This window comes from Sphingobacterium sp. BIGb0116 (assembly GCF_024808035.1).
Classification (GTDB): Bacteria; Bacteroidota; Bacteroidia; order Sphingobacteriales; family Sphingobacteriaceae; genus Sphingobacterium; species Sphingobacterium paramultivorum.
The window spans coordinates 28,664-53,355 of the sequence record NZ_JANUDT010000005.1 but is presented as its reverse complement, the minus strand read 5'-3'; the positions used below and the strand labels follow the sequence as shown (position 1 = coordinate 53,355).

The 24,692-nt window shown below is 41.4% G+C and carries 18 protein-coding genes; 14 read left to right on the top strand and 4 right to left on the bottom strand.

Annotated features, from left to right (window positions below; all coding sequences use genetic code 11):
* Positions 1–56: 56 nt before the first annotated feature.
* The 3 genes from M2419_RS13245 (at position 57) to M2419_RS13235 (ending at position 3,366) form a co-directional block, all read left to right on the top strand.
* A complete protein-coding gene (locus tag M2419_RS13245) occupies positions 57–1,124 on the top strand; it encodes a PLP-dependent cysteine synthase family protein (protein WP_153846883.1) in 1,068 nt (355 codons plus the stop codon).
* Positions 1,125–1,223: 99 nt separating this feature from the next.
* On the top strand, positions 1,224–2,909 hold the full coding sequence (locus tag M2419_RS13240; protein WP_153846884.1) for a protein-disulfide reductase DsbD: 1,686 nt from the start codon (positions 1,224–1,226) through the stop codon (positions 2,907–2,909).
* Positions 2,910–3,219: 310 nt separating this feature from the next.
* A complete protein-coding gene (locus M2419_RS13235) occupies positions 3,220–3,366 on the top strand; it encodes a hypothetical protein (protein WP_153846885.1) in 147 nt (48 codons plus the stop codon).
* A gap of 69 nt (positions 3,367–3,435) precedes the next feature.
* Here M2419_RS13235 and M2419_RS13230 read toward each other — a convergent pair whose 3' ends face one another.
* Positions 3,436–6,033 (bottom strand): DUF5686 and carboxypeptidase-like regulatory domain-containing protein, encoded by a 2,598-nt coding sequence (locus tag M2419_RS13230; RefSeq protein WP_227550239.1) that lies wholly within the window; start codon positions 6,031–6,033, stop codon positions 3,436–3,438.
* A 301-nt stretch (positions 6,034–6,334) separates the two neighbouring features.
* The gene (locus M2419_RS13225) at positions 6,335–8,014 is read right to left on the bottom strand and encodes an RluA family pseudouridine synthase (RefSeq protein ID WP_153846886.1); all 1,680 of its coding nucleotides are present in this window, start codon (positions 8,012–8,014) and stop codon (positions 6,335–6,337) included.
* 339 nt (positions 8,015–8,353) lie between these two features.
* On the opposite strand from M2419_RS13225, the gene M2419_RS13220 reads away from it, so the two are divergent.
* The 9 genes from M2419_RS13220 (at position 8,354) to M2419_RS13180 (ending at position 21,792) form a co-directional block, all read left to right on the top strand.
* Positions 8,354–8,827, top strand: a complete 474-nt coding sequence (locus tag M2419_RS13220) for a Dps family protein (RefSeq protein WP_153846887.1) — start codon at positions 8,354–8,356, stop codon at positions 8,825–8,827.
* A 148-nt stretch (positions 8,828–8,975) separates the two neighbouring features.
* Complete coding sequence (locus M2419_RS13215; RefSeq protein WP_153846888.1) at positions 8,976–11,435, top strand: glycoside hydrolase family 31 protein; 2,460 nt, start codon at positions 8,976–8,978, stop codon at positions 11,433–11,435.
* A gap of 2 nt (positions 11,436–11,437) precedes the next feature.
* Positions 11,438–13,396, top strand: coding sequence for a 1,4-alpha-glucan branching protein GlgB (glgB, locus tag M2419_RS13210; RefSeq protein WP_153846889.1), 1,959 nt, complete (start codon positions 11,438–11,440; stop codon positions 13,394–13,396).
* A 35-nt stretch (positions 13,397–13,431) separates the two neighbouring features.
* On the top strand, positions 13,432–14,844 hold the full coding sequence (locus M2419_RS13205; RefSeq protein ID WP_153846890.1) for a glycogen synthase: 1,413 nt from the start codon (positions 13,432–13,434) through the stop codon (positions 14,842–14,844).
* 6 nt (positions 14,845–14,850) lie between these two features.
* Positions 14,851–16,134 (top strand): glucose-1-phosphate adenylyltransferase, encoded by a 1,284-nt coding sequence (locus M2419_RS13200; RefSeq protein WP_153846891.1) that lies wholly within the window; start codon positions 14,851–14,853, stop codon positions 16,132–16,134.
* Between the two features lie 166 nt (positions 16,135–16,300).
* Entirely contained in the window at positions 16,301–17,062 is a 762-nt protein-coding gene (locus M2419_RS13195) for a hypothetical protein (protein ID WP_153846892.1), read from the top strand.
* A gap of 1 nt (position 17,063) precedes the next feature.
* Positions 17,064–17,846, top strand: coding sequence for a zinc-dependent peptidase (locus M2419_RS13190; protein WP_153846893.1), 783 nt, complete (start codon positions 17,064–17,066; stop codon positions 17,844–17,846).
* A gap of 129 nt (positions 17,847–17,975) precedes the next feature.
* On the top strand, positions 17,976–19,757 hold the full coding sequence (locus M2419_RS13185; protein WP_227550240.1) for a DUF4091 domain-containing protein: 1,782 nt from the start codon (positions 17,976–17,978) through the stop codon (positions 19,755–19,757).
* A 301-nt stretch (positions 19,758–20,058) separates the two neighbouring features.
* Positions 20,059–21,792: a thiamine pyrophosphate-dependent enzyme gene (locus tag M2419_RS13180; RefSeq protein WP_182332700.1), complete on the top strand. Its 1,734-nt coding sequence runs from the start codon at positions 20,059–20,061 to the stop codon at positions 21,790–21,792.
* Positions 21,793–21,947: 155 nt separating this feature from the next.
* Here M2419_RS13180 and M2419_RS13175 read toward each other — a convergent pair whose 3' ends face one another.
* Positions 21,948–22,136 carry a hypothetical protein gene (locus M2419_RS13175; protein ID WP_075992013.1) on the bottom strand — a complete coding sequence of 63 codons (189 nt, stop codon included), beginning with the start codon at positions 22,134–22,136 and terminating at the stop codon, positions 21,948–21,950.
* A gap of 265 nt (positions 22,137–22,401) precedes the next feature.
* On the opposite strand from M2419_RS13175, the gene M2419_RS13170 reads away from it, so the two are divergent.
* A complete protein-coding gene (locus tag M2419_RS13170) occupies positions 22,402–22,890 on the top strand; it encodes a hypothetical protein (protein ID WP_153846895.1) in 489 nt (162 codons plus the stop codon).
* Here the strand turns inward: M2419_RS13170 and M2419_RS13165 are convergent.
* Complete coding sequence (locus M2419_RS13165) at positions 22,873–23,256, bottom strand: diacylglycerol kinase (RefSeq protein ID WP_153846896.1); 384 nt, start codon at positions 23,254–23,256, stop codon at positions 22,873–22,875. The genes M2419_RS13170 and M2419_RS13165 overlap by 18 nt on opposite strands.
* 181 nt (positions 23,257–23,437) lie before the next feature.
* Between M2419_RS13165 and M2419_RS13160 the strand changes: the two genes are divergently transcribed.
* A complete protein-coding gene (locus M2419_RS13160) occupies positions 23,438–24,616 on the top strand; it encodes a MalY/PatB family protein (RefSeq protein ID WP_153846897.1) in 1,179 nt (392 codons plus the stop codon).
* Positions 24,617–24,692 lie beyond the last annotated feature (76 nt).

Here is a 24,692-nt window from a genome sequence, read left to right as displayed (position 1 = left end):
GTTGAATATTATCTTGTCAATGGCCAATTTTGCAACAGAATAATCATTTATAAGAAATGGCTGAACAAGAATTATTAAGTGCGTGTTTGTCACCTGCATTGGACAAGAGATTTAAACATCTGTGGCGATTAGTCGGAAATACACCGATGTTGGAACTACAGTATACATACAAAGGTAAACCCGGACGAATTTTCGTAAAATGTGAGAACTACAATCTGACCGGTAGCATTAAGGATAGGATGGCTCTTTATATTTTATATAAAGCGTATATGAATTGTCAGATCCGCCCAAGTGATGTTGTTATTGAAGCTACAAGTGGAAACACGGGGATTGCTTTTTCAGCAATCGGTAAAGCGCTTGGTCATCAAGTAAAGATTATTATGCCCAACTGGCTGAGCAAGGAGCGTACCGATATTATTCGAAGTATGGGAGCCGATATTCAGTTGATAAGCAAAGAAGAAGGTGGATTTTTAGGAAGTATTCGTTTAAGTGAGGAGCTTGCTGCAAAGGGCGGTGTTTTTCTTCCACGGCAATTTGAGAATCAATATAATGCCGAAGCGCATGAGAAAACTACAGGTTACGAGATTGTAAAGCAACTGGAAGAACAGGGCTTAGTAGCTGATGCTTTTGTTGCTGGTGTGGGAACTGGTGGTACGGTAATGGGTGTGGGGAGAAGCTTAAGAAAGGTAAACCCAAATGTCCGTGTACATCCACTGGAACCGGCAGAAAGTCCAACCTTGACTACAGGACATAAAGTAGGTTCACACCGTATTCAGGGAATATCTGATGAATTTATTCCTGCTATTGTGGATTTAGATGAACTCGATACTGTCGTTTGTGCGAATGATGGCGACTCCATTATCATGGCGCAGAAGCTGTCACGTCAATTGGGATTGGCTGTTGGTATCTCTTCCGGAGCAAATGTAATCGGAGCGATTAAATTACAACAGGAGCTGGGTGATGAAGCTGTCGTGGTGACGCTACTTTGTGATGATAACAAAAAATACCTAAGTACTGATTTGGTGAAAGACGAGCCGGTAAAAGAAGGATATCTTTCTACAGACGTTGATTTTTCGGGTTTTCAACCTATTTGCAGATTGGCAAATCCCGTATTTGGAGCCTAAAAAGATTTAGTTTCATATGTTTATAGTTAACTCGGGGAGTCTCTAGCTCCTCGGGTTTCATTTATTCAAAAACCAATATATACCTAAGAATAACACAAAATGAAAGTCAATTTCAAATTATTTATCCTTCTCATGTTGCTGATAGCGCCTGTGGCCATGTTTGCCCAAGCGGATACAACAACAAACAAGTTGGAGGGGCTTGAGTTTACGGATGGTACAATAAGTCCCGATTCACTATCTTTTGAGGAGTCTCCAGATACCGCTGCCGTAAAAGTCGACTCGAACAAGACCACAGTAGCGGTAGTAGCAACAGGTGAAAAAGCTGCTGGTGCAGAAAAGAAATCATTGTGGAGTATCTTTATTGCAGGCCTTATAGGCGGTTTTGCAGCATTATTGATGCCTTGTATTTTTCCGATGTTACCCCTGACTGTGAGTTATTTTACCAAACAGGCGGGGAGTCGTGCCAGTGGTATCAGTAAAGCCCTGTTATATGGATTATTTATTATTGTGATTTATGTAGCCTTGGGGATGATTATCACGATTGCATTCGGATCTGATGCACTCAATGCGCTTTCGACTAACGGCATCTTTAACTTCATTTTCTTTTTGTTGTTGGTTGGATTTGCGGCTTCATTTTTTGGTGCATTTGAAATTACTTTACCAAGCTCCTTCGTCAATAAAATGGATGCCAAATCGGATAAAGGTGGTTTAGTGGGCTTGTTCTTTATGGCCTTCAGCTTGTCATTGGTCTCCTTTTCTTGTACAGGTCCGATTATTGGAACATTATTGGTTGAGGCAGCTTCGAAAGGCGAAAGATTAGGTCCAGCAATTGGGATGTTGGGATTCTCCATTGCCCTGGCCATTCCTTTTGGTTTGTTCGCTATGTTTCCTTCCATGCTTAAATCCTTACCGAAATCGGGTGGTTGGCTGAATAGTGTAAAAGTAGTGTTGGGATTTTTGGAACTTGCTTTAGCTTTGAAATTTTTATCCAATGTCGACTTAGCTTACCACTGGAACTGGTTGGATAGAGAGGTGTTCCTGTCGCTATGGATTGCTATTTTTGCTTTGATGGGTCTATACTTGATTGGCAAGATAAAGTTCTCCCATGACAGTGAACTGAAATTCCTATCTGTTCCCAGAACGATTTTGGCAATTGTTGTTTTTTCTTTTGTGGTCTATATGGTGCCAGGTTTATGGGGAGCGCCTTTAAAATCGATTTCTGCCTTTTTACCACCATCGGCAACACAAGACTTTGATCTTTCTTCGGGTGTAAGTGCTGGTGCTGCTGCACATTCAGACGGAAAGGTGAAAAAATATGCTGAAATTTTTCATGAAAGGGGCACGCCAAAGGGATTCGATCCTTATTATGATTATGAACAGGCATTGGCTACAGCTAAAGAATTAAACAAGCCTGTTTTAATTGATTTTACGGGTTGGAATTGTGTCAATTGTCGTAAAATGGAAGCGAATGTTTGGACAGACCAAGCTGTGGCCAAATTACTAAAAGAAGAGTTTGTTATGGCCGAACTTTTTGTGGATGATAAGACCGAGCTGGCTGCCAACGAACAATTTGTTTCCAAATATAGTGGCAAAAAGATCAATACTATCGGTAAGAAAAACAGTGATTTTCAGGCTGCTACATTCGATAGCAATTCACAACCGCTGTATGTAATTGTTGATCCGACGGGCAAAAAACTGGTGCCTCAGAGCGGTGCCAACTACAATGTAGAAGAGTACAAGGCATTCCTGCAAAGTGGTGTGGATGCATTTAAACATAAAAACTAACCATCGTCATATTCTAATTTTATCCTTCTTGTTATGTGCAAGGGGGATTTTTTTGTTGATAAGACATCGCTTTTTGTGTCTGCAGGGCTAATGCAGAGGGGCTTTCTTCATATTGTCTTCGTATTGTGTTCGTACCAGCTTCGGACGGGGACAATCTTGCAACATATATTGACCAAACCCTGACCAGATATTTCCTGTTCGGGGTCTGTTCAACAACTGTACAGCACCTGTTCAATATCTGTTGCTTGTCCGAAGCAGGTACGAACCTCGTCCGAAGCAGGTCCGAATCTTACCGCGAACCTTATCTGAGGTGAATGTGCCGCCCCTACCAAGTAATCCAGGTTTTCTACCTTCGCGGTCTTCATACCCATCACTACCATCTTATCCACCTATTTATCCTCCAGGTGGCGATGGCGACGGTGGTGGTGGTGGTGGTGCCGATGTTGCGGAAGCATAAGGCAAAAAAAGAAGCCCTGTCATTTGTATGAACAGGGCTTCAAATTATACTATAAATTTATGGAAACTATTAAAAGTCAAATTTGACCCGAGCGCGAATACCCCAAGCTGGTGCATCGACGTGATCAAGATAATTTAGACGTTTTACGTAGTCTACACGTAATATTTTAAAGATGTTGGATAGACCGATACTGGCTTCCATATAAGGTTCTGAACCGAACGTATAGGAGCTTTGTGTGCCATCCGCGTTGTGCTGCCAAGTGAATACCTTTGAACCATAATTCGGGTCGTCAGGATTGTTTTCTTTACGCAGTCCACCATATACCCCCTTGAAACTAAATACTTCGCGTAATTTAAGCTTTTTGATCAACGGAATCTTATTCAACAGAAAACCGTTCATGTAGTATTGTACATTTATTGACGCATTATGATCACTGACAAATTCAAGGAAGTTCATTAAGTTGTATGAATTTAATTGATAAGCATAGGTCTGATTGGCACGATGGATCGTCAAGAAAGGGAATGGTATCTCTTTCCCTGCAATATAATTCCCTTCTGCGGTCACGTCGGCATAGCCAAATTGACTCAAATAAAAGCGCTTGAATGCACCAACATTAAAGTTGTGGTAATTGTATTCACCTTTCGCTAATCCTTTGATTCCAGCGGTATAATTGAACGTGAAGATCGGATATTGATTGAATATAGGTGTCCGGTAAATCTTTCCTTGATAAAACTCTTCATGTGGAGCATATCTGAAATTTACAGACACTTCGGTCGAGTTCAGTTCATTGAACAGTCTACTTTCATTGTTGGCATCGACCATCTGGTAAGTCAGACTTCCAGCAGGTGTTTGTCTGTTGATATTGAAAGCAGCGCCAATAGCCAGGTGATTTAAAAATTCCTTTTTATACTCTAAGCCATAATTTGTCTCATAGATGTAACGGTCATTATCTCCGCGTTTGAAAGATAACAAGAAGTTGTCTTCCTGAATAAATTCCAGTTTTTGTCCCGGAATCTTCGTATCCTTTTTATAAGAGGCCCTGATGTAGTGCATCGGGAAGGAGTATACTGATTTGTTGTTGAACGCATAGGTGCCGCTGAAAAAGTATTTCCACTTTTGATCTTTAAAACCATAGGCAGCATAAGTTTCAGCATAGAAACGCTTGCTTAACGATTCTGTCGTACGTCCGCCGACACGTAAACGGAAACCTTCTACGGGATTAAAGCTATAGAATGTATTGACTGGGCCGATTTCAACTGGGCCAGCTTGTTTGTATCCTGACAGCAATAACGCAGCGATATCCATGAACGAACGGAATGAAGGGATCTTTTGTAATGTATCAATATTATGATAGATGTTCAGTTCGTTTTGCGCAAGGGCAAGCGGACGTTGTGTTTCAAATAAGGATTTTGTCGCTTTCTTATTTTCGACGTTATAGGCAATAACCGTAGACGGACCATCATAGGTACTGTCAGGTTGCTGGATGCCGACCTTGTAATTATTGTAATCCACTGTTCGGCTTCCGCGTATTCCCATGCCTTTTTCTGTTAAAGAAAAATCAATACCCAGGGTGCTTGTTTTTAGGTAGAAGCGACTTTTGCTGTCTTTCTCAAATTTAAGCTGTATCTGAAGGTCACGTACAAAGTTTAGATTAATGTCATCTGCAACAGTCATATTGGCGCCTTGAACAGCGTAGTTGCCGTCTAAAGTAACGTACAGTTGACCTTTGAATAACATGTCTGCCTTGTTGCGTGGAAAGAAGCTTAATTCGACCAACCAAGGTTGTACAGTCTTAATGGTATCCGTAATATAAAACTTATAAAAAGTAGGTGCGGAGTTTGCAATCGGACTTAAAAACTGATTGGTAACCAATGAAATGTTGTTGTCATAAATATCAACTTGTTCGTACAGTTTATTGAAGTAGGCTGTCAAACCATCGTTGTCAATAAATCTAGGGTCAAATTGTGCCCGTTGGTCACCAATGATATACTGTTTGGTTTTGCTTGGATCTTTACGGTAATATACCTTAGACATTTTTTCTTCAATGAACGCTGGCAAAACATATTTGTTGGCTGTTTTAGCCGAGTCGTCCGTTTCAAAAAGAAATTGATAGTTTTTGAATATTTTTTTATTGACAAATTTCTCCGAAAGATTGCTTAGTCCTAAAGACATCTTCTCGTATTGGTCAAATTCAGCATATTGTTGCCCTGAAAGTCTATTTTTTTCCTTATTCTCGATGACTTTTCGGATCAATGCGACAGCAGGATTATCTTTGTTGCTGTATTTTTTCTTTTTGGCCTTGACGACAACTTCTTCCAGCATGTTGTCCTGTTGATCCATCAGAATTTCTTTTGTTTGCGTGGCATCATTGGTAACAAAAGCATCTTTGCTGTCATACCCAATGTAGCTTGCTCTGATTTTCACATAAGATGTTGGAAAGACAAGTTTGTATTCACCATTTGCATTGGTCGATGTTGTGGTTCCAGCAGAAGCCGGGGCGCCAACAACGGCTACGGTAGCATAGGGTATAGGATTCTTGGTCTTTGCATCTCTAACTGTACCGGTTACGGTTTTGTTTTGGGCAAAAGCCATGGACACCGTTAGCACGAGCGTTATCGAAAAAAAGAGTTTAGTTATGAAGGTTGTTGCGTTTATTTTAGCTCTCATTATATTGCTATAATCTTGAAAATTCAAAATTGTTTTCCTGTTTTTACTTTATTTTTGACTTTATAGGTATTAAAATCAAAAATTCAGTGAACAAAGGAAACAAAAAATTAAGAATAATTAAAATTTTATTGTAATGTAATAAAGGAAAGTAATTGAATTACATTTCTGTATAAATAACTGTCTATTAGTTGTTTATGTTAAATTATTGATTTGGGTCAATAAATTTTACATTACATTTTGACTTGGCGATGATTTTCCGTTGCTTTATTTACTGACTTTTGTAACGATATAGTCAGCGCTATCAAAAATCTGGCTCGATTTCGAAGGTCATTTCTTGCTTGGAACGAGGATGAATAAAGGTAATTGAAGCCGCGTGAAGGTGTAATCTATTGGCTTTTCTGCCATAGAGATCATCACCAACGATAGGTGTATTTAGGCCATTTGGATGTACGGCATGCATGCGCAACTGGTGGGTGCGGCCAGTCAAGGGGTAAAACCTGACCCTCGTTTGATTATTCGCTATCGCAATTTTTTCCCATTTTGTCTGCGCTGGTTTGCCATAGGTGTAGCAGACCATTTGCCGGGGTCGATCGTCCAGATCTACGCGAAGTGGGAGGTCGATCAAACCTGATGAGGCTTCGATAATACCATCCAGTAAAGCAATGTATGTTTTTTTGATGGTATGTTGTATAAATTGATCTTGAATAAATTTATGGGCCTCTTTGTTTTTGGCAACAACCAACAAGCCGGATGTAGACATGTCCAGGCGGTGGATAATAATCGGTCCTGCCTTTGGGTAGCGTTGGAGAATACGGTTGTAGACCGAATCCTTTACATATATTCCCGGTACAGACAGAAATTCAGCCGGTTTGTTGATGATAATAATATCCTCATCTTCGTAAATTTGAGGAAGTGCTATATCCAAAGTCGTTTCCTGTTGCATGGGATTGGGATCTACGACTAAGCCTTCGAGCATATACCCTAATATTGGTTCACATTTTTTGCGGCAGGCAGGGTAATAGTTTTTGTGCCTGCGTATTTCAGATGCAGGTGAGCAGCCCCACCAAAATTCGGCCAAAGCAAGGGGTGTTAACTGGTTTTCATAAGCATATTGCAGCAATTTTGGCGCTGCGCATTCCCCCGATCCGGCAGGCGGTGTTGTGCGGTCAAATTCATCGAATATGCCGACTACATTTTTGTGTTGCCCTTTCGCATTGCGAAAATTATATTGTTCGAAAAGCTGTTTTTGAAGATTTCCTGAGCGCATTTTGCGTTCCTCTTTTAGCGCAGTAATCGTCGATAGCAATTGGTGTAAATGGTTACTTCCTGTCTCCAGGGCCAAATGCATTTCATATTGAAAGCGTTGAAGCTGTTGTTTGTCTTTTAAACTCTGGCTCCGCATGTCTTCCATCAATAATTCATACTCCGCATCCGATAAACTGACCTTCAATTTTGTACGGGTTTCTTTTCGTTCCTTCTTTTGAATTCTCAATTTCGATTTTAGTTCATCGAGTGATTTATCCCATCCGTTTTTTAATAGACCAAGATTACGTTGAGCATTTGCTAGCTCTTCACTTGTTTCAAGATTTTCTATTTTTCGGTTCAGTGCATTGAGATGCACCTCTTCGTTTAGAAAAAAACTGTTTTCTTCCAGCATATCGAAGATGGGGGGTACAAAATGTCGGTGTTTGTTGCTCCCGGCCAGTTTTCCCGAAACAGCGGCAAGGTAGCCAAGCTCATTATATTGGTTTTTGACAACCAGAACACCGAACATTTTTCCAATAGCGAGTCCCTCCACGGCGGCGTCTAGGCCAAAATTGTGGGACCAATCGTCTTGGGTTTCGATGTAGTGTTGGAGTTCTTGTGCGGCGGTGACGGCAAGGGGGTGCGGTTCATAGCAAAATGGGAAAGTAAATCGTGTCGGAAGTTCAATAGCTGAAATATCCTGTTTGAATTGATGAAAATATGTATTGTTGTCCATTTTGTCCGCAGCGCTCCCTCAAAATAAAGATGTCCGCAAAAATACAACATTATGTACTTTAAATACTAGCTTGATCGATTTTTGTTTAAAATGTTTCGTGCATAAGGAATGGTCTAGGTTTTAGTGCGGTCAACAAAGATCAAGGTCACTGCAGCTTCGGTATTTTCATTTTTTCAGTATAGCAAACTCTTTGTAGCTATACGAAATGCAATTCAGGTTGGGTACAGTGGGTTGAGGTAATTGTTGTGAATTTGAGTGGCTTTTTATTTGGTTTTTACCGCATTTTTGGGTAAATTTAACTAAGCATTTAAAACATATAGTTAACAAAAGAATATACATATGAAAACTTCAATTGGAATTAAAGATGCGGACTTGAAAAAAGTTGCAAAGTTGCTAAATGTGCTGTTGGCAGATGAACACATTATCTACATGAAAACGCGCAACGCGCATTGGAATGTGGAAGGTGCGGATTTTCATGCTGCTCACTTATTTTTGGAATCACAATACGATGAACTAGCTGAAGTGATCGATGAAGTCGCAGAACGTGTACGTACTTTAGGGCATTATGCGGTAGGTACCTTTGATAAATATTTGAAATTGACTCGTTTAACGGAGTCTACTTCAGAAAAAACCGACAGTCAGTCCTATTATAAGGAATTGTTGGCTGACCATGAATCTATAGCGATGTCAATTCGTGCCGATCTTTCCGTAGTTGAAGGAACAGCGGATAATGGTACGGAGGACTTTTTGGTCGGATTATTAGAAAAGCATGAGAAGATGGCTTGGATGCTTCGTGCGCATTTCATTAAGTAGGCTGTAGAAGTTTATCCACAGGTATTGAAAAAAATTCCGTCTATCCCAATAGGCGGGATTTTTTTTTGTGTTTTGTTGTCAGCGCAGGATTAATTTTCTATCTTAAAGAGGAATTAAGCCTTCAGAAACTTTTTAACATATTACAACTATGCTTGAAGACGACAACCTAAATCAAACCACACTAAATGAGGAGGAAAATGATGGTACTTTGGAGAGTATGCATCATGTGAATAATCCGGTATTGGATTTACCTAAAATTGAAAAGAAATACCTTGAAACCATAGTAGCCCACAATCAAAACGATAAGTCCTATTATTTTTCTGACGGCAAAGCCAAGGTAGAAATTAAGATCGTCACGGACGAGATTGTCAGGGTGCGGCTGGCTCCACAAGGAACTTTTTTGGAGGATTTTTCTTATGCCTTGGCCAAGAAAGATCATCGTGTCAGTATACATCAATGCAAGGAAGAGGCTGACCATTATCTGGTTCATACGAATACAATTTCTTGTAAGATCAATAAGAATGACTTTTTGATTTCTTTTGCTGATCGTTCAGGTAAGCTGTTTAACGCTGATTTGGCACCGATGCACTGGGAAGAAAATCCCGATTTTGGAGGTTACTATGTCTATAGCACAAAAGTGGCCTTTGAAAATGAAGCTTTTTATGGACTTGGGGACAAGGCCACTAAATTGAATCTGAGAGGTAAAAGACTTAAAAACTGGAATTCAGATACCTATGCTTTTGCTTATGATCAGGATCCACTTTACAAAACTATTCCGTTTTATATCGGTTTAAAAGACGGTGAGGCCTACGGCATTTTCTTTGACAATACCTTTAAAACGTATTTTGATTTCGCTGCCGAAGATCCCAGAAAAACAAGCTTTTGGTCCGAAGGTGGGGAACTGCAGTACTACTATATCCACGGTCCGCATATTATCGATGTTATCCGTCGTTATCATACGTTGACAGGTACGCATTACCTGCCGCCGTTGTGGGCAATTGGTTACCACCAGTGTCGCTGGAGCTATTATCCCGAAGCGAATGTCCGGAAGGTTGCTGAGGAGTTTCGGAAGCGACAGATTCCATGTGATGCTATTTACCTTGATATCGATTACATGGAAGGGTACCGCTGTTTTACCTGGAATAAGCAGTATTTCCCCAATCCTAAAAATATGATCAGCGATTTGGCCAATGATGGTTTTAAAACCGTGGTGATGATCGATCCGGGTATTAAGGTTGATGAGAACTACTGGGTGTTCAGGGAAGGGAAAGAAAATAAATATTTTTGTCGTCGAGGGGACGATTATTTTATGGAAGGATTTGTGTGGCCCGGACGTTGTCAATTTCCTGATTTTACCAATCCGGAGGTTCGCCAATGGTGGGGCACATTATACCAGGGGCTTGTGGAAGATGGTGTTGCCGGCTTCTGGAACGATATGAATGAGCCGGCGGTATTTGGTCGCGGAACATTCCCCGACGATGTACGTCACCAATACGACGGCCATCGGGGTTCACATCGCAAGGCACACAATGTTTATGGCATGCAGATGGTCCGTGCCACCTATGATGGCTTAAAGAAATTGTATAAAAATAAGCGCCCATTTACCATTACCCGAGCGGCTTATGCGGGTACACAACGCTATTCTTCAGTTTGGACCGGCGATAATCTGGCGAGTTGGGAACACCTCAAGTTGGGGACCTTGCAATTACAGCGTCTATCGACTTCGGGGATGTCCTTTTGCGGAACGGATATCGGTGGATTTACGGGCGAGCCCGACGGTGAGTTATTTACGCGATGGATGCAATTTGGCGTTTTCTCGCCCTTTATGCGTGTGCATTCTGCCGGCGATACCCGCGATCGCGAGCCCTGGAGTTTTGGGGAGGATTGGGAAAAGATCAATCGGAAATTTATCGAACTCCGGTATAAGTTGTTGCCGTATATCTATACCTGTTTTTGGGAGCAGACCAAGTATGGTTTTCCAATATTACGTCCGATTTCCATGGTCGAGCAGCATATAGCGACCAATTGGCAACGCGAGGAGGAATTCTGTTTTGGGGATAAAATATTGGTGTCCCCAGTATTGCAGCCAGGACAAAAAAGCAAGATTGTCTATCTACCTGAGGGGACTTGGTTCTATTATTTCAATAATGAAATCTACGTGGGCGGTAAGGAACATACCATCGCTACGCCGATTGATGAAATGCCGATTTTCATTCGCGGGGGATCTGTTATCCCTGAATATCCGGTGATGCAATATACTGGTGAAAAGAAAATTGAGGAGCTACAGCTCAATGTTTACTTCGCTGAAGGAGTAACCCGTTCGTATGTGTATTCAGATCATGGCGACACCTTTGCGTATGAACAAGATATCTATCTTGAAAAATGTTTTACGGTTTCAGGGCTCAAAGAATCCTTGTCGATCAAACAAACCAGAGATGGGCTTTTTACGGAGCGATATGAGGAATATAAACTACAGTTGATCGGCCTGCCTTTTCAAGTGAAGAAGGTGAAGACCGATGGTATTGATACAAAAGTACAAGTAGATGAAAAGGGGCGGTATTGGATTAATGTCGCACGAGAATTTGATAACATATTGATAGAAGGTTAAACATGGCCAATGAAGTAATTCCGCATAGTCTCTTTTCTGAATTTGATGTCGCCTTATTCCAGTCGGGTAAGCACTTCAAATTATACGAAAAGTTCGGTTCGCACGAACTGGAAGTCAACGGTGAAAAAGGCGTTTATTTTGCGGTTTGGGCTCCAAATGCAAAATCCGTTTCCGTAACCGGCAACTTCAATTTTTGGGATAAGGAGCATCACGCGCTCTTTGTGCGCTGGGATGGTAGCGGAATCTGGGAAGGGTTTATTCCGGGGCTTGGCAATGGAGAGACATATAAGTATGTTATCCAGACCTATACTGGTGAGCAACTCGAGAAAGGTGATCCTTTTGCCTTTCGGTGGGAAATTGCCCCAAAGACTGCTTCCGTTGTTCATTCGACCTGGTACGAGTGGCAGGATAAGCAATGGATGCAGGAGCGTGCTGTTAAAAATAGGCTGGATCAACCCTGGTCGGTCTATGAGGTACACTTAGGGTCCTGGTCACGGGATCCCGAAAGTCCGGATACTTTGCTCAATTATCGGGAAATAGCCGTGCAGCTCGTTTCTTACGTGAAGGAGATGAATTTCACCCATGTGGAGTTTATGCCTTTAATGGAGCATCCCTATTATCCTTCTTGGGGATATCAGATAACAGGTTATTTTGCGGCGAGTTCGCGTTATGGTTCGGCACAAGATCTCATGTATCTGATTGAGGAGCTGCATGCTGCCGGGATAGGTGTATTGTTGGATTGGGTTCCTTCGCATTTTCCAGGTGATGCACATGGACTTTATCGTTTTGATGGCACGAGCTTATACGAGCATGAAGATCCCAGGAAAGGGTTTCATCCCGATTGGCAATCCTATATTTTTAACTATGGGCGAAATGAAGTGCGTTCTTTTTTGATCAGTAATGCATTTTATTGGTTGGATCGTTTTCATATCGATGGACTTCGGGTAGATGCGGTAGCTTCTATGTTGTATTTGGATTATAGTCGAAATGCAGGCGAGTGGATTCCCAATGAATTTGGAGGAAATGAGAATCTCGAAGCGGTACAATTTTTAAAAGAGCTGAATGAAGCCGTTTACGGACATTTTCCAGATGTGCAGACAATCGCCGAAGAATCTACTTCTTGGCCGAGTGTCAGTCGCCCAACGTATGCTGGTGGATTGGGATTCGGAATGAAATGGATGATGGGCTGGATGCATGATACGTTGGATTACTTTAAAGAGGATCCGATTAACCGCAGTTATCATCATGATCGACTCACCTTTGCGACAGTATATGCTTTCCATGAGAATTTTATGCTGCCGTTGTCACATGATGAGGTGGTTTACGGAAAGCAGTCCCTAATTTATAAAATGCCAGGCGATGAATGGCAAAAGTTTGCCAACTTGAGAGCATTGTACCTCTTTATGTATACTTTTTCGGGAACAAAATTGCTGTTTATGGGCGGTGAATTTGGGCAAACTTCGGAGTGGAATGTAAACCAATCGCTTGATTGGCATCTTTTGGAGTTTGCGTCCCATCAGGGTATGAAACAATTTGTAGCCGATCTGAACGCGGTTTATAAAGCTCAACCAAGTCTTTACCAAAAAGCTTTCGATGCTGCAGGTTTCGAATGGATAGATGCAGGTGATCGTGAAAATTCGATTGTGGTCTATTGGCGAAAGGGATTTGACTCCTGGGATGATACGGTTGTTGTACTTAACTTAACGCCTGTTGTTCGGGAACATTTCCGTATTGGTTTACCTTACGCCGGTGAATGGGAAGTGCTGCTGAATTCGGATGATTTGACCTATTTCGGTTCCGGAATACATAATCTGCATATCCATAGTGAGCACCTGCATTGGATGAACCAAGTACAGTCTGCACAACTTCATTTGCCTCCGCTTGGCGGATATATTCTGAAAAGAAAGAGAGCGGTAGAGGAAGTCAATCCAATTAAACAAGGCGAGCGTATCCCTGTATAAAATCTTGTTATTAAATCTCATGCTGTAAAAGAAGAATGAAAGTATTTCACTTGAGTGTAGAATGTTATCCCGTGGCCAAAGTAGGTGGTCTCGCGGATGTCGTGGGAGCGCTGCCCAAATACCAAACCAAGCTGGGGTGGGAGGCGGCGGTTGTCATGCCCTGGTATGATCGTCCTTTTGTTAGGGATCATGCTTTTAGCCTAGTTCATGAAGGTACTTTTTATCAAGGATCTGAATTGCTGAGCTACGGCGTTTATAAGGAAGATCATCAGGTACTCGGTTTTGAGCTCTACTTGATTAAGATTCCAGGGAAACTCGATCGGCAGGAGGTGTATTGTTATCCCGATGAAGGCGAACAGTTTATCGCCTTTCAACATGCTGTATTGGCTTGGTTTAAGGATAAAGCTATAGTACCTGATATTGTGCATTGCCACGACCATCATGTCGGTTTGATGCCTTTTTTGATGAAGTATAGCAATGACTATAATTTTCTTGCCGATGTTAAAACGGTAGCCACCGTGCACAATGGGCAATATCAGGGCTGGACACATTGGAGCAAAGCCATTCTGTTGCCTGCTTTCGATAGCTGGAAATGGGGATTATTGGAGTGGGATGGTTTAATTAACCCGCTTGCGGCCCTAATTAAATGTTGCGATGCTTACACAACGGTCTCTGAAGGCTATCTGGAAGAGCTTTATGTGGAAGCAAATGGCTTACAGCATCTATTTTATGATGAGCGAAATAAATCCATCGGTATTGTCAATGGAATTGACTGGGAAATCTGGGATCCCAAAATTGATTATACCTTGTTCGAAAACTATGATGTTGTACAAGCTTTTTCTGGCAAATTGAAAAATAAGGAGGCTTTGGCGAAGCAGTATAAAATCAATCCAGATCGACCACTGCTTGTTTTTATCGGCCGATTTGCAACAGAAAAAGGAGCGGATTTACTACCGGAGATAATTTTGGATTTGACGGAGAAATATCGCGATAGATTAAGTATATTTATACTGGGTGCCGGAGACCCAGCGATCCAGTCGCGTGTGAAATCGCTCGTCGATGATGGAATTGATAATTTTGATGTGTTCTTTGGTTATGATGAAAATCTTGCCCATTGGCTTTATGCCAGTGCGGATTTTCTTTTAATGCCTTCCCGTGTTGAGCCCTGTGGGCTTAATCAGCTCTATGCGATGAAGTACGGTACATTGCCGATCGTGCATCAGGTGGGGGGATTAAAAGATACGGTAATCGATCTGAAAAATGATGGTTACGGTATAGGTTTTGATAGTTTGACAATCACTGAAATTAGTGCAGCGATTGTTCGGGCTATAAATTTTTACGACAGTAAAAAGCAGTTTGAGGAGAATCAACGTAAAATGATGCAGTTGGATTTTTCTTGGGATAAATCTGCAGCGAAGTATATAAGTCTATATAACCAAATAATGTAATTTGATATGTCACGTCATAATGTAGTAGCTATCGTCTTGGGCGGAGGAAGGGGCTCACGTCTGTATCCATTGACCGATCAACGGTCTAAGCCAGCGGTTCCCATTGCCGGGAAATATCGCTTGGTGGACATTCCCATCTCGAATTGTCTTAATTCGGGTTTTAACAAGATTTTTGTGTTGACACAATTCAATTCTTCGTCACTCAACTCCCACATTAAGAATACCTACAACTTTAGTATTTTTAGTAAGGGCTTTGTTGATATCCTGGCTGCTGAACAGACCAATGATGGCGATAAATGGTTCGAGGGTACGGCAGATGCCGTGCGGCGATCGTTCCGGAAGCTGGCTAGTATTGATTATGACTATGTATTGATTTTATCGGGGGATCAGCTGTATCAAATGGATTTTGATGCCCTGGTTGACTTTCATGTCGAAAACGAAGGCGACCTGACCATTGCGACTATTCCAGTAAACGCCAAAGATGCCACTGGTTTTGGAATACTGAAATCAGATGAAAAGAATCACATTACCTCCTTTATTGAGAAGCCGAATAGCGAGCAGCTGGTGGATTGGAGTTCAGAAGTGAGTGATCATTTAAAGGGTGAGGGTAGGGAATACCTGGCTTCTATGGGTATTTATGTTTTTTCAAAAGGCGTCCTGAAACGTATGCTGGAAGAGAATCGCGGAATGGATTTTGGAAAAGAAATTATTCCCGATGCAATTGATACGAATAGGGTGCTTAGCTATCAATTTGAGGGCTATTGGACAGACATCGGTACCATAGGTTCTTTCTATGAGGCCAACATTGGTTTGACTGATAATATTCCGGCCTTTAATCTGTTTGATAAAAATACGGTTTTCACCCGTCCAAGGATGTTGCCGCCTTCTAAAATTTCGGGTACAACATTAATCAATTCTGTCATTTCGGATGGCTGTATTATCCAAGCGGATAAAGTAGACCGTTCCGTCGTGGGCGTTCGTTCGCGGATTGGTACAGGATCTGTGGTACGCGGTACATATATGATGGGGTCTGACTATTATGAGGATCTCGTCGATATGGAGGATGCAAAGCGGAAAAATATACCTGTGGTTGGGGTTGGAGAACGCTGTTATATTGAGAATGCTATTTTGGATAAAAATTGTCGTATCGGTAACGATGTACGGATCAATGGCGGACCTCATTTGCTGAATGCCAATCATCCCACTTATACCATTTGTGACGGCATAGTTGTTATCAAAAAAAATGCAGTTATTCCAAACGGAACAACAATAGGATTGACAAGCCTATAAAATTTATAGAACAAGGGAGATAATATATTGTTATCATTGCAAGTTATTCTAATGGAAGTATCGCGAAATACGGCTAATCTACAGGCTCAATTTATGGGCAGATAGCAATAATTGTTTCATGGTACTGTCTTTGCTAGCAAAGAGCATTTTAATATAGTGAAATCGTATGCAATTGAGACAGGTTATCTCCCTTTTTTTTATACTGTTTGTCTTTGTAGGTTGTGATACCTCATTGATGGTTCAAGGTAGTGGTGTCTTGCGTGATGCCTCGCGTAGATTTGAACTTCATAACGGCAATCGAACAGTCGTTTACATTCCAATGCGGCATCTGGGTACGCGTGTGTACTATGATCAAATCCAGCGTGCTGTAGATTCTCTTCAACATTCGGGCTATGTTGTTTTTTATGAAAGCATCGCTTATCAGGTGGATAGTGCGGCACAACGTGATCTGTATGACCGCAAATTTAGAAAGCTTACTGGTAATCGGCTAGGGTTGCAGCAATGTATTGAAATACCGGGCGATACCTCCCGGGTTCTTCGGGCGCCCATGTACCGTAAACTGGGGCAGCGAATCATTAGTCAGCCCGATTATTCTTTTTTTCTGGTGAATTATGAAACGGCGGTGAATGCGGATATTCCCAAAAACAAATTGCTTGACGAGTTTGAATACCTGTATGGTACGATCAACCTGGATGATTGTGATTACAAAACACCGCTTCAGGAACCTTACTCCTGCAAACCTATTAAAGCAGCATTAAAAAACAAATTTGATAAAGAATTTGTCATGAAAAAAAGGGAAGAGAACCTGGCTTCGTTAGTTGCTGACGCTCCACAGCAAAAGATTTTAATCTTATTTGGAACCTCACATTTTAAAGGCTTTTTGCGTAATTTGCAGGCTCGGGATCCCAAATGGATACAGATCAAATAATATGCTAGGAAAACTATTCATTATACTGCTTATACCAGTAACCATTTATGTTGTTTATTACCTGTTAAATCGTACGGCCAAAAATAGCAAAGCCATTAAACGTGTATTAAGCGACGAAGGCAAGGAAATTCTAGAAAAAGAAGTTGCCTATTACCGCAATCTGTCCACTGCGGACAAAGCGGAATTTGAAACCCGCTGTTTAAAATTTTTGGATACGGTCAAGATTGAAGGTGTGGGTGTAGCGGTTGAGCTGAAAGATTATATGATGATTGCCGCCAGTGCAATTATTCCAATATTTGCCTTTAAGAAATGGACTTATCCCAATTTGACCAATATTATGGTTTATCCTTCCCAATTCAATACTGCATATGAATTTGAAGGCCATGCTGACCGTAATATTATGGGTATGGTGGGTGAGGGAGCCATGAACGGACAAATGATATTGTCTAAATCGGCACTGGAGTATGGCTTTAAGAATCCAAAAGATGGACAGAATACAGCGATACACGAATTTGTGCACTTGATCGATAAAACCGATGGCACAGTGGATGGCATTCCCACACATTTGATGGATAAAGCTTCAGTCATTCCTTTTATGAATCTGATACGGGAAGAAATTACCAAGATAAAGGAAAATAAATCTGATATTGATGTATATGGCATGACCAATCCAGCTGAGTTTTTTGCGGTTGCGTCTGAATATTTCTTTGAGAACCCCGCGAAATTCAAGACCCATCATGCCGAGCTCTATAAAGCACTTTCTGAAATTTTTGAACAAAGTTAGTTATAGATAAATAAAATTTTAGTATTTTTAAGGCAAACAGAAGTTGTTTGCCTTTTTTCTGCGAGCACCCTGCTCCTGGGCTAGAAAGAAGATCATCGCTTCGCTAAAGTTTTGTTAATTATAACTGTTATGCCTAAAACTACAATTTATTCTTCTATTGCCCTGGCTTGTATGCTATTTTGTGGCAGTAATCCGGGATTTTCCCAGCAGCGTTTTGCTACAGGGACAACATTTACTGAAATGGCCGATCCCACAAAGGATACTTTATCCAACTGGTCGAATGTTAAAGCCGGTCTACATGCTTCGTTTGTATCGATAGACAAACGTTATCCCAAATCTGTTAATCCAAATCTGACAACACAACGTACGGCGACTGTGGATGCCTGGAAAGGTGAGCAAGTATCGGCGCAAGTATTGTTATGGACCAGTGCTGCCGCAGCAGATGTTGCTGTATCGGCAAGTGAATTAAAGTCTACAACAGGCAAGGTGATCGGTAGCGATGCGGTACAAGCACGTTTTGTTCGTTATGTCATGACTGATGAATTTGCAAGTGGTTGTGGCCATCGTAAACCAGAAGATTTTAAAGCTTCTCTGTCGGCAGATATGTTGGATGATCTGAAAAGCTATGACCTTGAAGCTAAGAAAGTCCGTCCTGTATGGATTACAGTAACGGTTCCCAAAGAAGCTGCTGCTGGACAATATAAAACGACAATTTCGGTTAAGCAAAATGGTCAGGTAAAGGAACAGTTACAACTTACGGTCAATGTGCAAAATCATGTGCTGCCACCTGCATCCCAGTGGACTTATCATTTGGATCAATGGCAACACCCTTCTGCTGTGGCTCGCGTCAATAATGTGAAGATGTGGAGCGATGAGCATTTTGAAGCGTTGAAGCCTACTATGAAACAACTTGCAGCTGCAGGGCAAAAAGTGATTACTGCGACTTTAAATAAGGATGCCTGGAACGTACAGACCTATGATCCTTATGCGGATATGATCACCTGGAAGAAGGCAAAAGACGGTTCCTGGACCTACGATTATACTGTTTTTGATCGGTGGGTAAACTTTATGATGGATCTGGGGGTCAACAAACAGATCAATTGCTATTCGCTTTTACCATGGAATAACGAGGTACATTATTTCGATGAGAGCAAAAATGAACTGGTCAATGTTATTGCGAAGCCCGGTACAGCTATATTCGAGGAACTATGGACGCCTTTCTTAAAGGATTTTAGTAAACACATTACCGCAAAGGGCTGGTTAAAGATTACCAATATTGCGATGGATGAAAGAGGCCGGGAGGAAATGGATCCAGCAATAGCATTGTTGGAAAAAGTAGCGCCCGAATTTGGTGTTGCATTTGCAGATAATCATAAAAGCTACCAACGCTATCATAAAAGTACCGATATCAGCGTTGCCGCTGGAGATCCTTTTGATCAGAAAGATCTCATTGAGCGACGTAAAAAAGGGTACATCACGACATTTTATGTTTGTTGTTCGGACGAATTCCCAAATCAATTCACGTTCTCGGATCCAGCAGAATCCACCTATATGGCTTGGTATGCGCTAGCGGCAGGCTTCGATGGAGCATTGCGTTGGGCATTTAACTCCTGGGTCAAAGATCCGCTGCATGATTCAAGGTTCCGTACATGGCCAGCGGGAGACACTTATATTGTTTATCCACAAGGAAGAAGCTCTATCCGTTATGAGCGTATGTTGGAAGGTATTCAAGATTATACCAAAGTCGGCATTCTTAAAGCAAAGTTGGAGAAGTCAAAAGATCAAGCTAACCTAGCGAAGCTAAATGCGAAAATCGCAAAATTGAATACCGCTAAACGCTATGCGGACTGGAATAAAGATCTCAATGATGCGAAGCGTTTTGTCGATGAATTGTCGCGACAAATCAACTAAGGATTTATCAAGTCTATAATTTTAAAAAAGCTGTTTCAATCAATTTGAAACAGCTTTTTTGTTGATTACAATCTTTTTCTATTTTAAGTGCAGCGCACTGTTGGCTGAAATTTTCAGCGCAGTGTGTCCTTGCTCCCCATTGAGGCTATCGTTGTACATTCGATCGGTTTATACGCTTGGGTAATACAGTATTGTTCAGGTAATATCCCAAACCATTACGCTAAATTATTGTTGTTATTAAGTGGCGATAACATAATTTGCATAAGGTCGCTGTCACAAAATCTTAAATTATAGTATAGGTATGAAAAATGTAGCACACCAGATTGTGGGTCTTTTAAAGGATGCGGGAATTCAGCGTATTTATGCCGTAACGGGCGATAGTTTAAATTTTTTCAACGAAGCTGTTCATGCAGATGGAACGATGCAATGGATACATGTAAGACATGAGGAAGTGGGGGCATTTGCCGCAACGGCAGAGGCTGATTTGCACGGGATCGCCTGTTGTGCGGGAAGCAGTGGACCAGGACATGTGCATCTGATCAATGGGGTTTATGAAGCACACAAGACACGGGTACCCATGCTTGTGATCGCATCAACCTGTGCTACATACGAATTTGGAACCGATTATTTTCAAGAAACCAATCCAATCAAATTGTTTGATGATTGTTCTTGCTACAATCAAATGATCACTCGACCAGAGCAGGTGCAACGTATGGTGCAAAATGCATTACAACAGGCTATCTCTAAACGGGATGTGGCGGTTATCGGTTTGCCTGGTGATGTATCAGAAATGGAAGCGGTTCAAATGAATACCTCAACCAAGGTGTTTTTTACCGAGCCGCAAATTAGACCTTCGGAGATGGAAATTGGGCGATTAGCCCAATATATCAATCAAGCAGAAAAGATAACCTTGTTCTGTGGTGTGGGAGCCAAGAAAGCACAGGAGCAAATTGTAGCGTTATCACAAAAGATCCATGCGCCGGTGGGTTATTCATTTAAAGCAAAGTTGGATATTCAACGCGACAATCCCAATGAAATCGGCATGACCGGACTTTTGGGCATGGCGTCGGCATTTCAAAGCATGCACCATTCGGATCTTATTTTACTTTTGGGGACTGATTTTCCTTATAAGGATTTTATACCGACCAACAAAACCATTGTCCAGATTGATATTGAAGGTGAAAAGCTTGGTCGCAGGTCCATCGTAGACTATGGGCTTGTGGGGGATATCGAGCATACTTTAAAAGCGGTATTGCCTTTTGTGGAAGCGCGTTCGGATACAAAATTTCTGGAGAAGCAGCTTGCTTCTTATGCAAAGGTCAAGGAAGATCTCATGACTTATGTGGACGATTCGGGCAGTGAATGCGCGATACAGCCTGAATTTGTTGCGCATACCATTGATCAAAAAGCCAGTGATGATGCGATTTTTCTGCTTGATACCGGGATGTGCTGTGTGTGGGGAGCACGTTATATTAATCAGCGAAAGGATCGTATCATGCTGGGGTCTTTTAACCATGGGTCTATGGCTAATGCCATGCCAATGGCTATTGGAGCGGCATTGACACATCCTGAACGTCAGGTTATTGCTTTTTGTGGTGATGGGGGACTATCCATGTTGTTGGGGGATCTCGCAACAATAAAACAATATAACTTACCGATTAAAATCATCGTCTTTAACAACCGTGCACTTGGTATGGTTAAATTGGAAATGCAGGTATCAGGTCTGAAAGATCAGGAAACCAATATGGTCAATCCAGATTTTGCGATGATCGCTCAAGCGATGGGAATACGCGCATTTACGGTCACTCAGCCCCAAGAAGTGGATGCTGTTATCACTGAAGCTCTTGGTATGACGGACGAGCCTGTCCTGATCGATATATTTACCAATCCCAATGCATTGGCTATGCCGCCCAAGATATCCTTCAGTCAAATGAAAGGGATGACAGAAAGTATGGCAAAATTAATGTTGTCGGGTAATTTCGAAGAAGTATGGGATACCATTAAGTCGAACTATAAACATTTGAAATCGCTTTAATCACTTGTGATATTCGAATTGTTAAACATATTAAAAGCCCCTCGAAGCATAACAGCTGAGGGGCTTGTTTTGTGTTAAAAGTGACTTGAATGTGTGGCTGTCAGACCATAATATGCTGATCAGCGGATAGTCGAAATTTGGAGGAAAATGTTATCTCAACATTGACGTTGAACAAACCAAAGACTTTTAAGTAATTCTTCTTTACAGCGTCTGAGTTTTTCAACTTTGGATTCGGAAGAAATGGTAACTTGCTCTTTAACAATAATAGCCAAGTCTGTTTCAATGGACAATTTTGTGAGTGATGTACATCCACTATCAAATTTCTTAAAGCTTACATCTTTCATACTAATATTGGTTAAGAATTCCTGAATTTTATAGAGTACAATTTACTAATAAAAATTAGCTTTACAATAAGCCCGCAATAATTTTATTGTTACTAAATTGTTTATTTTTAATAGCTTATATCGTGCTAAAATAGTCGAGTGCTATCTAACTTATAAACAATATTTGCTTGCTTTTTGTTTTCTGAATTTTAAATTTTTAAATGTTAGTTATTTAAAACAAAATTTCTTTTGAATTGCTATCTATACTATCAAACAAAAAAACACGATGAGAATAATAAATTTTGGATTTATAGTGTTGCTGTGTTGCGCTGCCTGCCATCAGGAACAAAAAAAACAGGATACTTCGGCGAAACTCGGTGACACTGTTCAAAGTACTCAACCATTGGATACCGGGAGTTTTCTTACAGGAAAGAGTACGTATCAATACCTTAAAAATGGCGATACCATTTCATTATCAATCACTGTTGATGGAGAAAAGGTTCAGGGTGATCTAAGCTATGCCTGGAAGGAAAAAGATCGTAATAAGGGACATATTGATGGTGTATTGAAGGGGGATATTTTAACTGCCGATTATACTTTTTCTTCTGAGGGACAGGAATCCGTCCGCCAGGTAATATTTAAACTATCCAAAGAGCGTGCACTGGAAGGTTATGGTGCGATGGAAGAGAAGGCTGGAAAAATGACTTTTGCCGATCCTAAAAAGATAGCTTTTGATGAGAAATTCGCGTTAGAAAATTTAGCGAAGGGCCAATGAGATCAGCTTGGGAATAAAAATTAAGAGGCCGATCAATAGTGCAGTGATGCTGCTGATCATCACTGCCGCTGCGGCAACATCTTTAATTTTTTTTATGTTTGGATTATCTTCAGGACAGATAAAGTCGGCTATATTTTCCAATGCGGTATTTAACAATTCACAGACAAATACAAAACCAATGGAAAAGAGTACAGCAACCCATTCGTGGGTACTTATGTGAAGCACAAATGACAGGGTAATGGCAATAATGGCCGCTATACAATGCACCCTGAAATTATGTTCTTCCTGCCAGGCTGTTTTTAGCCCACTGAACGCATAGTGAAAACTCTTTAATCTAGCACGAAATGAAAAGTTGTTTTTGGCCATAGTTGTCCTACTATTTTCTGTAAAGATAGCGCTTTCTGCTTATCTTGGCATACTGGATTTTTTATTGTATTTAGTCCGAGCTATTCCTTTGCCATATCCATCTGATCCGCTTTCTTGTTCATCCTTTTTACTTTATGGGGCTTTTATTACAAATGCAGCCTAATTTTGAGTAAATTGCTGTATGATCTATAATTTTGATAAAACGATTGTTCGTCGTGGTACCGATTCGGTCAAATGGAATCAACATGATTATGACGATTTGATTCCACTCTGGGTTGCGGATATGGACTTTCCAGCAGCACAACCTGTTGTGGATGCGCTTGCGCAGCGGGTTCAACATGCTGTATATGGGTATGCTACTATTCCAGCTGCTTTTTACAGCGCGGTTATGAGCTGGTCTTCGCAGCGGCATAAATTTGTACTTCAGCCGGAATGGATACTTCCTGTGATCGGTGTCGTACCGGCGCTTTCGGCTTTGGTTAGCGCATTTACCTCACCCGGTGACAAGGTTTTGGTTCAAGAGCCTGTATATCATTGTTTTTTTTCCTCAATAGAACGCAATCAAGCTGAGGTGGTTTCCAATGACTTGATTTACCGCAATGGTGAGTATGCCATTGATTTTGAAGATTTTGAATATAAAGCTAGTGATCCGAAAGTCAAGTTATTTATTTTATGTAGTCCACATAACCCCGCTGGCCGTGTTTGGACTAGAGCTGAGCTTGAACGTCTCGGTGAAATCTGTTTGCGGCACCAGGTCTTAGTCATTTCGGATGAAATTCATTGCGATCTGGTATTTGAGGGCCATACACATATTCCTTTTGGGAGCATCAGTGCAGCCTTTTTGGCGAATTTGATTACCTGTGTAGCACCGAGTAAAACCTTTAATTTGGCAGGACTCCAGGTCGCTACGGTCTTCGTGGCCGATCCTGAACTCAAAAGGAAAGTGCAGCAGGCTTTCTTAGCCAACGAGATAAGTAGCATAAGCCCTTTTGCCATTACAGGCCTGATCGCTGCGTATGAGTCGGGTGGGGAATGGTTGGATCAAGCTTTAAGCTACATTCGTGCGAATTATGTTTATCTGAAAGGCTTTATGGCTGAATACCTGCCTGCTTTGCATGTGCTTCCTTTGGAGGGTACTTATCTGGTATGGGTAGATTGCGCCGCTTTGGGGATTTCAAGTCGAAAATTGGGGCAGTTCTTATTGGACGAGGCACATGTACAGGTCAATGTCGGTGCGATGTATGGCAAGGGAAGCGACGCCTTTATTCGCCTCAACATTGCTTGTTCAAGGGAAGTCTTGACAACAGGCTTGTTGCGTTTGAAGACTGTTTTCTCCTCTTTACTGCAAGGAGCAAAATAGTATACGAATAGATGCTGCGTTGGTAGATGAATAGGTTCCGATTTACGGAGAGTTCTTCGTTCATAGTATCATGCCG

Coding starts and splice junctions, on each gene's coding strand:
- M2419_RS13195 (WP_153846892.1), top strand. CDS start 16,301: ATGCAATTGAGACAGGTTATCTCCCTTTTTTTTATACTGTTTGTCTTT.
- M2419_RS13190 (WP_153846893.1), top strand. CDS start 17,064: ATGCTAGGAAAACTATTCATTATACTGCTTATACCAGTAACCATTTAT.
- M2419_RS13230 (WP_227550239.1), bottom strand. CDS start 6,033: ATGAGAGCTAAAATAAACGCAACAACCTTCATAACTAAACTCTTTTTT.
- M2419_RS13175 (WP_075992013.1), bottom strand. CDS start 22,136: ATGAAAGATGTAAGCTTTAAGAAATTTGATAGTGGATGTACATCACTC.
- M2419_RS13160 (WP_153846897.1), top strand. CDS start 23,438: ATGATCTATAATTTTGATAAAACGATTGTTCGTCGTGGTACCGATTCG.
- M2419_RS13245 (WP_153846883.1), top strand. CDS start 57: ATGGCTGAACAAGAATTATTAAGTGCGTGTTTGTCACCTGCATTGGAC.
- M2419_RS13205 (WP_153846890.1), top strand. CDS start 13,432: ATGAAAGTATTTCACTTGAGTGTAGAATGTTATCCCGTGGCCAAAGTA.
- M2419_RS13185 (WP_227550240.1), top strand. CDS start 17,976: ATGCCTAAAACTACAATTTATTCTTCTATTGCCCTGGCTTGTATGCTA.
- M2419_RS13170 (WP_153846895.1), top strand. CDS start 22,402: ATGAGAATAATAAATTTTGGATTTATAGTGTTGCTGTGTTGCGCTGCC.
- M2419_RS13240 (WP_153846884.1), top strand. CDS start 1,224: ATGAAAGTCAATTTCAAATTATTTATCCTTCTCATGTTGCTGATAGCG.
- M2419_RS13180 (WP_182332700.1), top strand. CDS start 20,059: ATGAAAAATGTAGCACACCAGATTGTGGGTCTTTTAAAGGATGCGGGA.
- M2419_RS13165 (WP_153846896.1), bottom strand. CDS start 23,256: ATGGCCAAAAACAACTTTTCATTTCGTGCTAGATTAAAGAGTTTTCAC.
- M2419_RS13200 (WP_153846891.1), top strand. CDS start 14,851: ATGTCACGTCATAATGTAGTAGCTATCGTCTTGGGCGGAGGAAGGGGC.
- M2419_RS13225 (WP_153846886.1), bottom strand. CDS start 8,014: ATGGACAACAATACATATTTTCATCAATTCAAACAGGATATTTCAGCT.
- M2419_RS13220 (WP_153846887.1), top strand. CDS start 8,354: ATGAAAACTTCAATTGGAATTAAAGATGCGGACTTGAAAAAAGTTGCA.
- glgB (WP_153846889.1), top strand. CDS start 11,438: ATGGCCAATGAAGTAATTCCGCATAGTCTCTTTTCTGAATTTGATGTC.
- M2419_RS13215 (WP_153846888.1), top strand. CDS start 8,976: ATGCTTGAAGACGACAACCTAAATCAAACCACACTAAATGAGGAGGAA.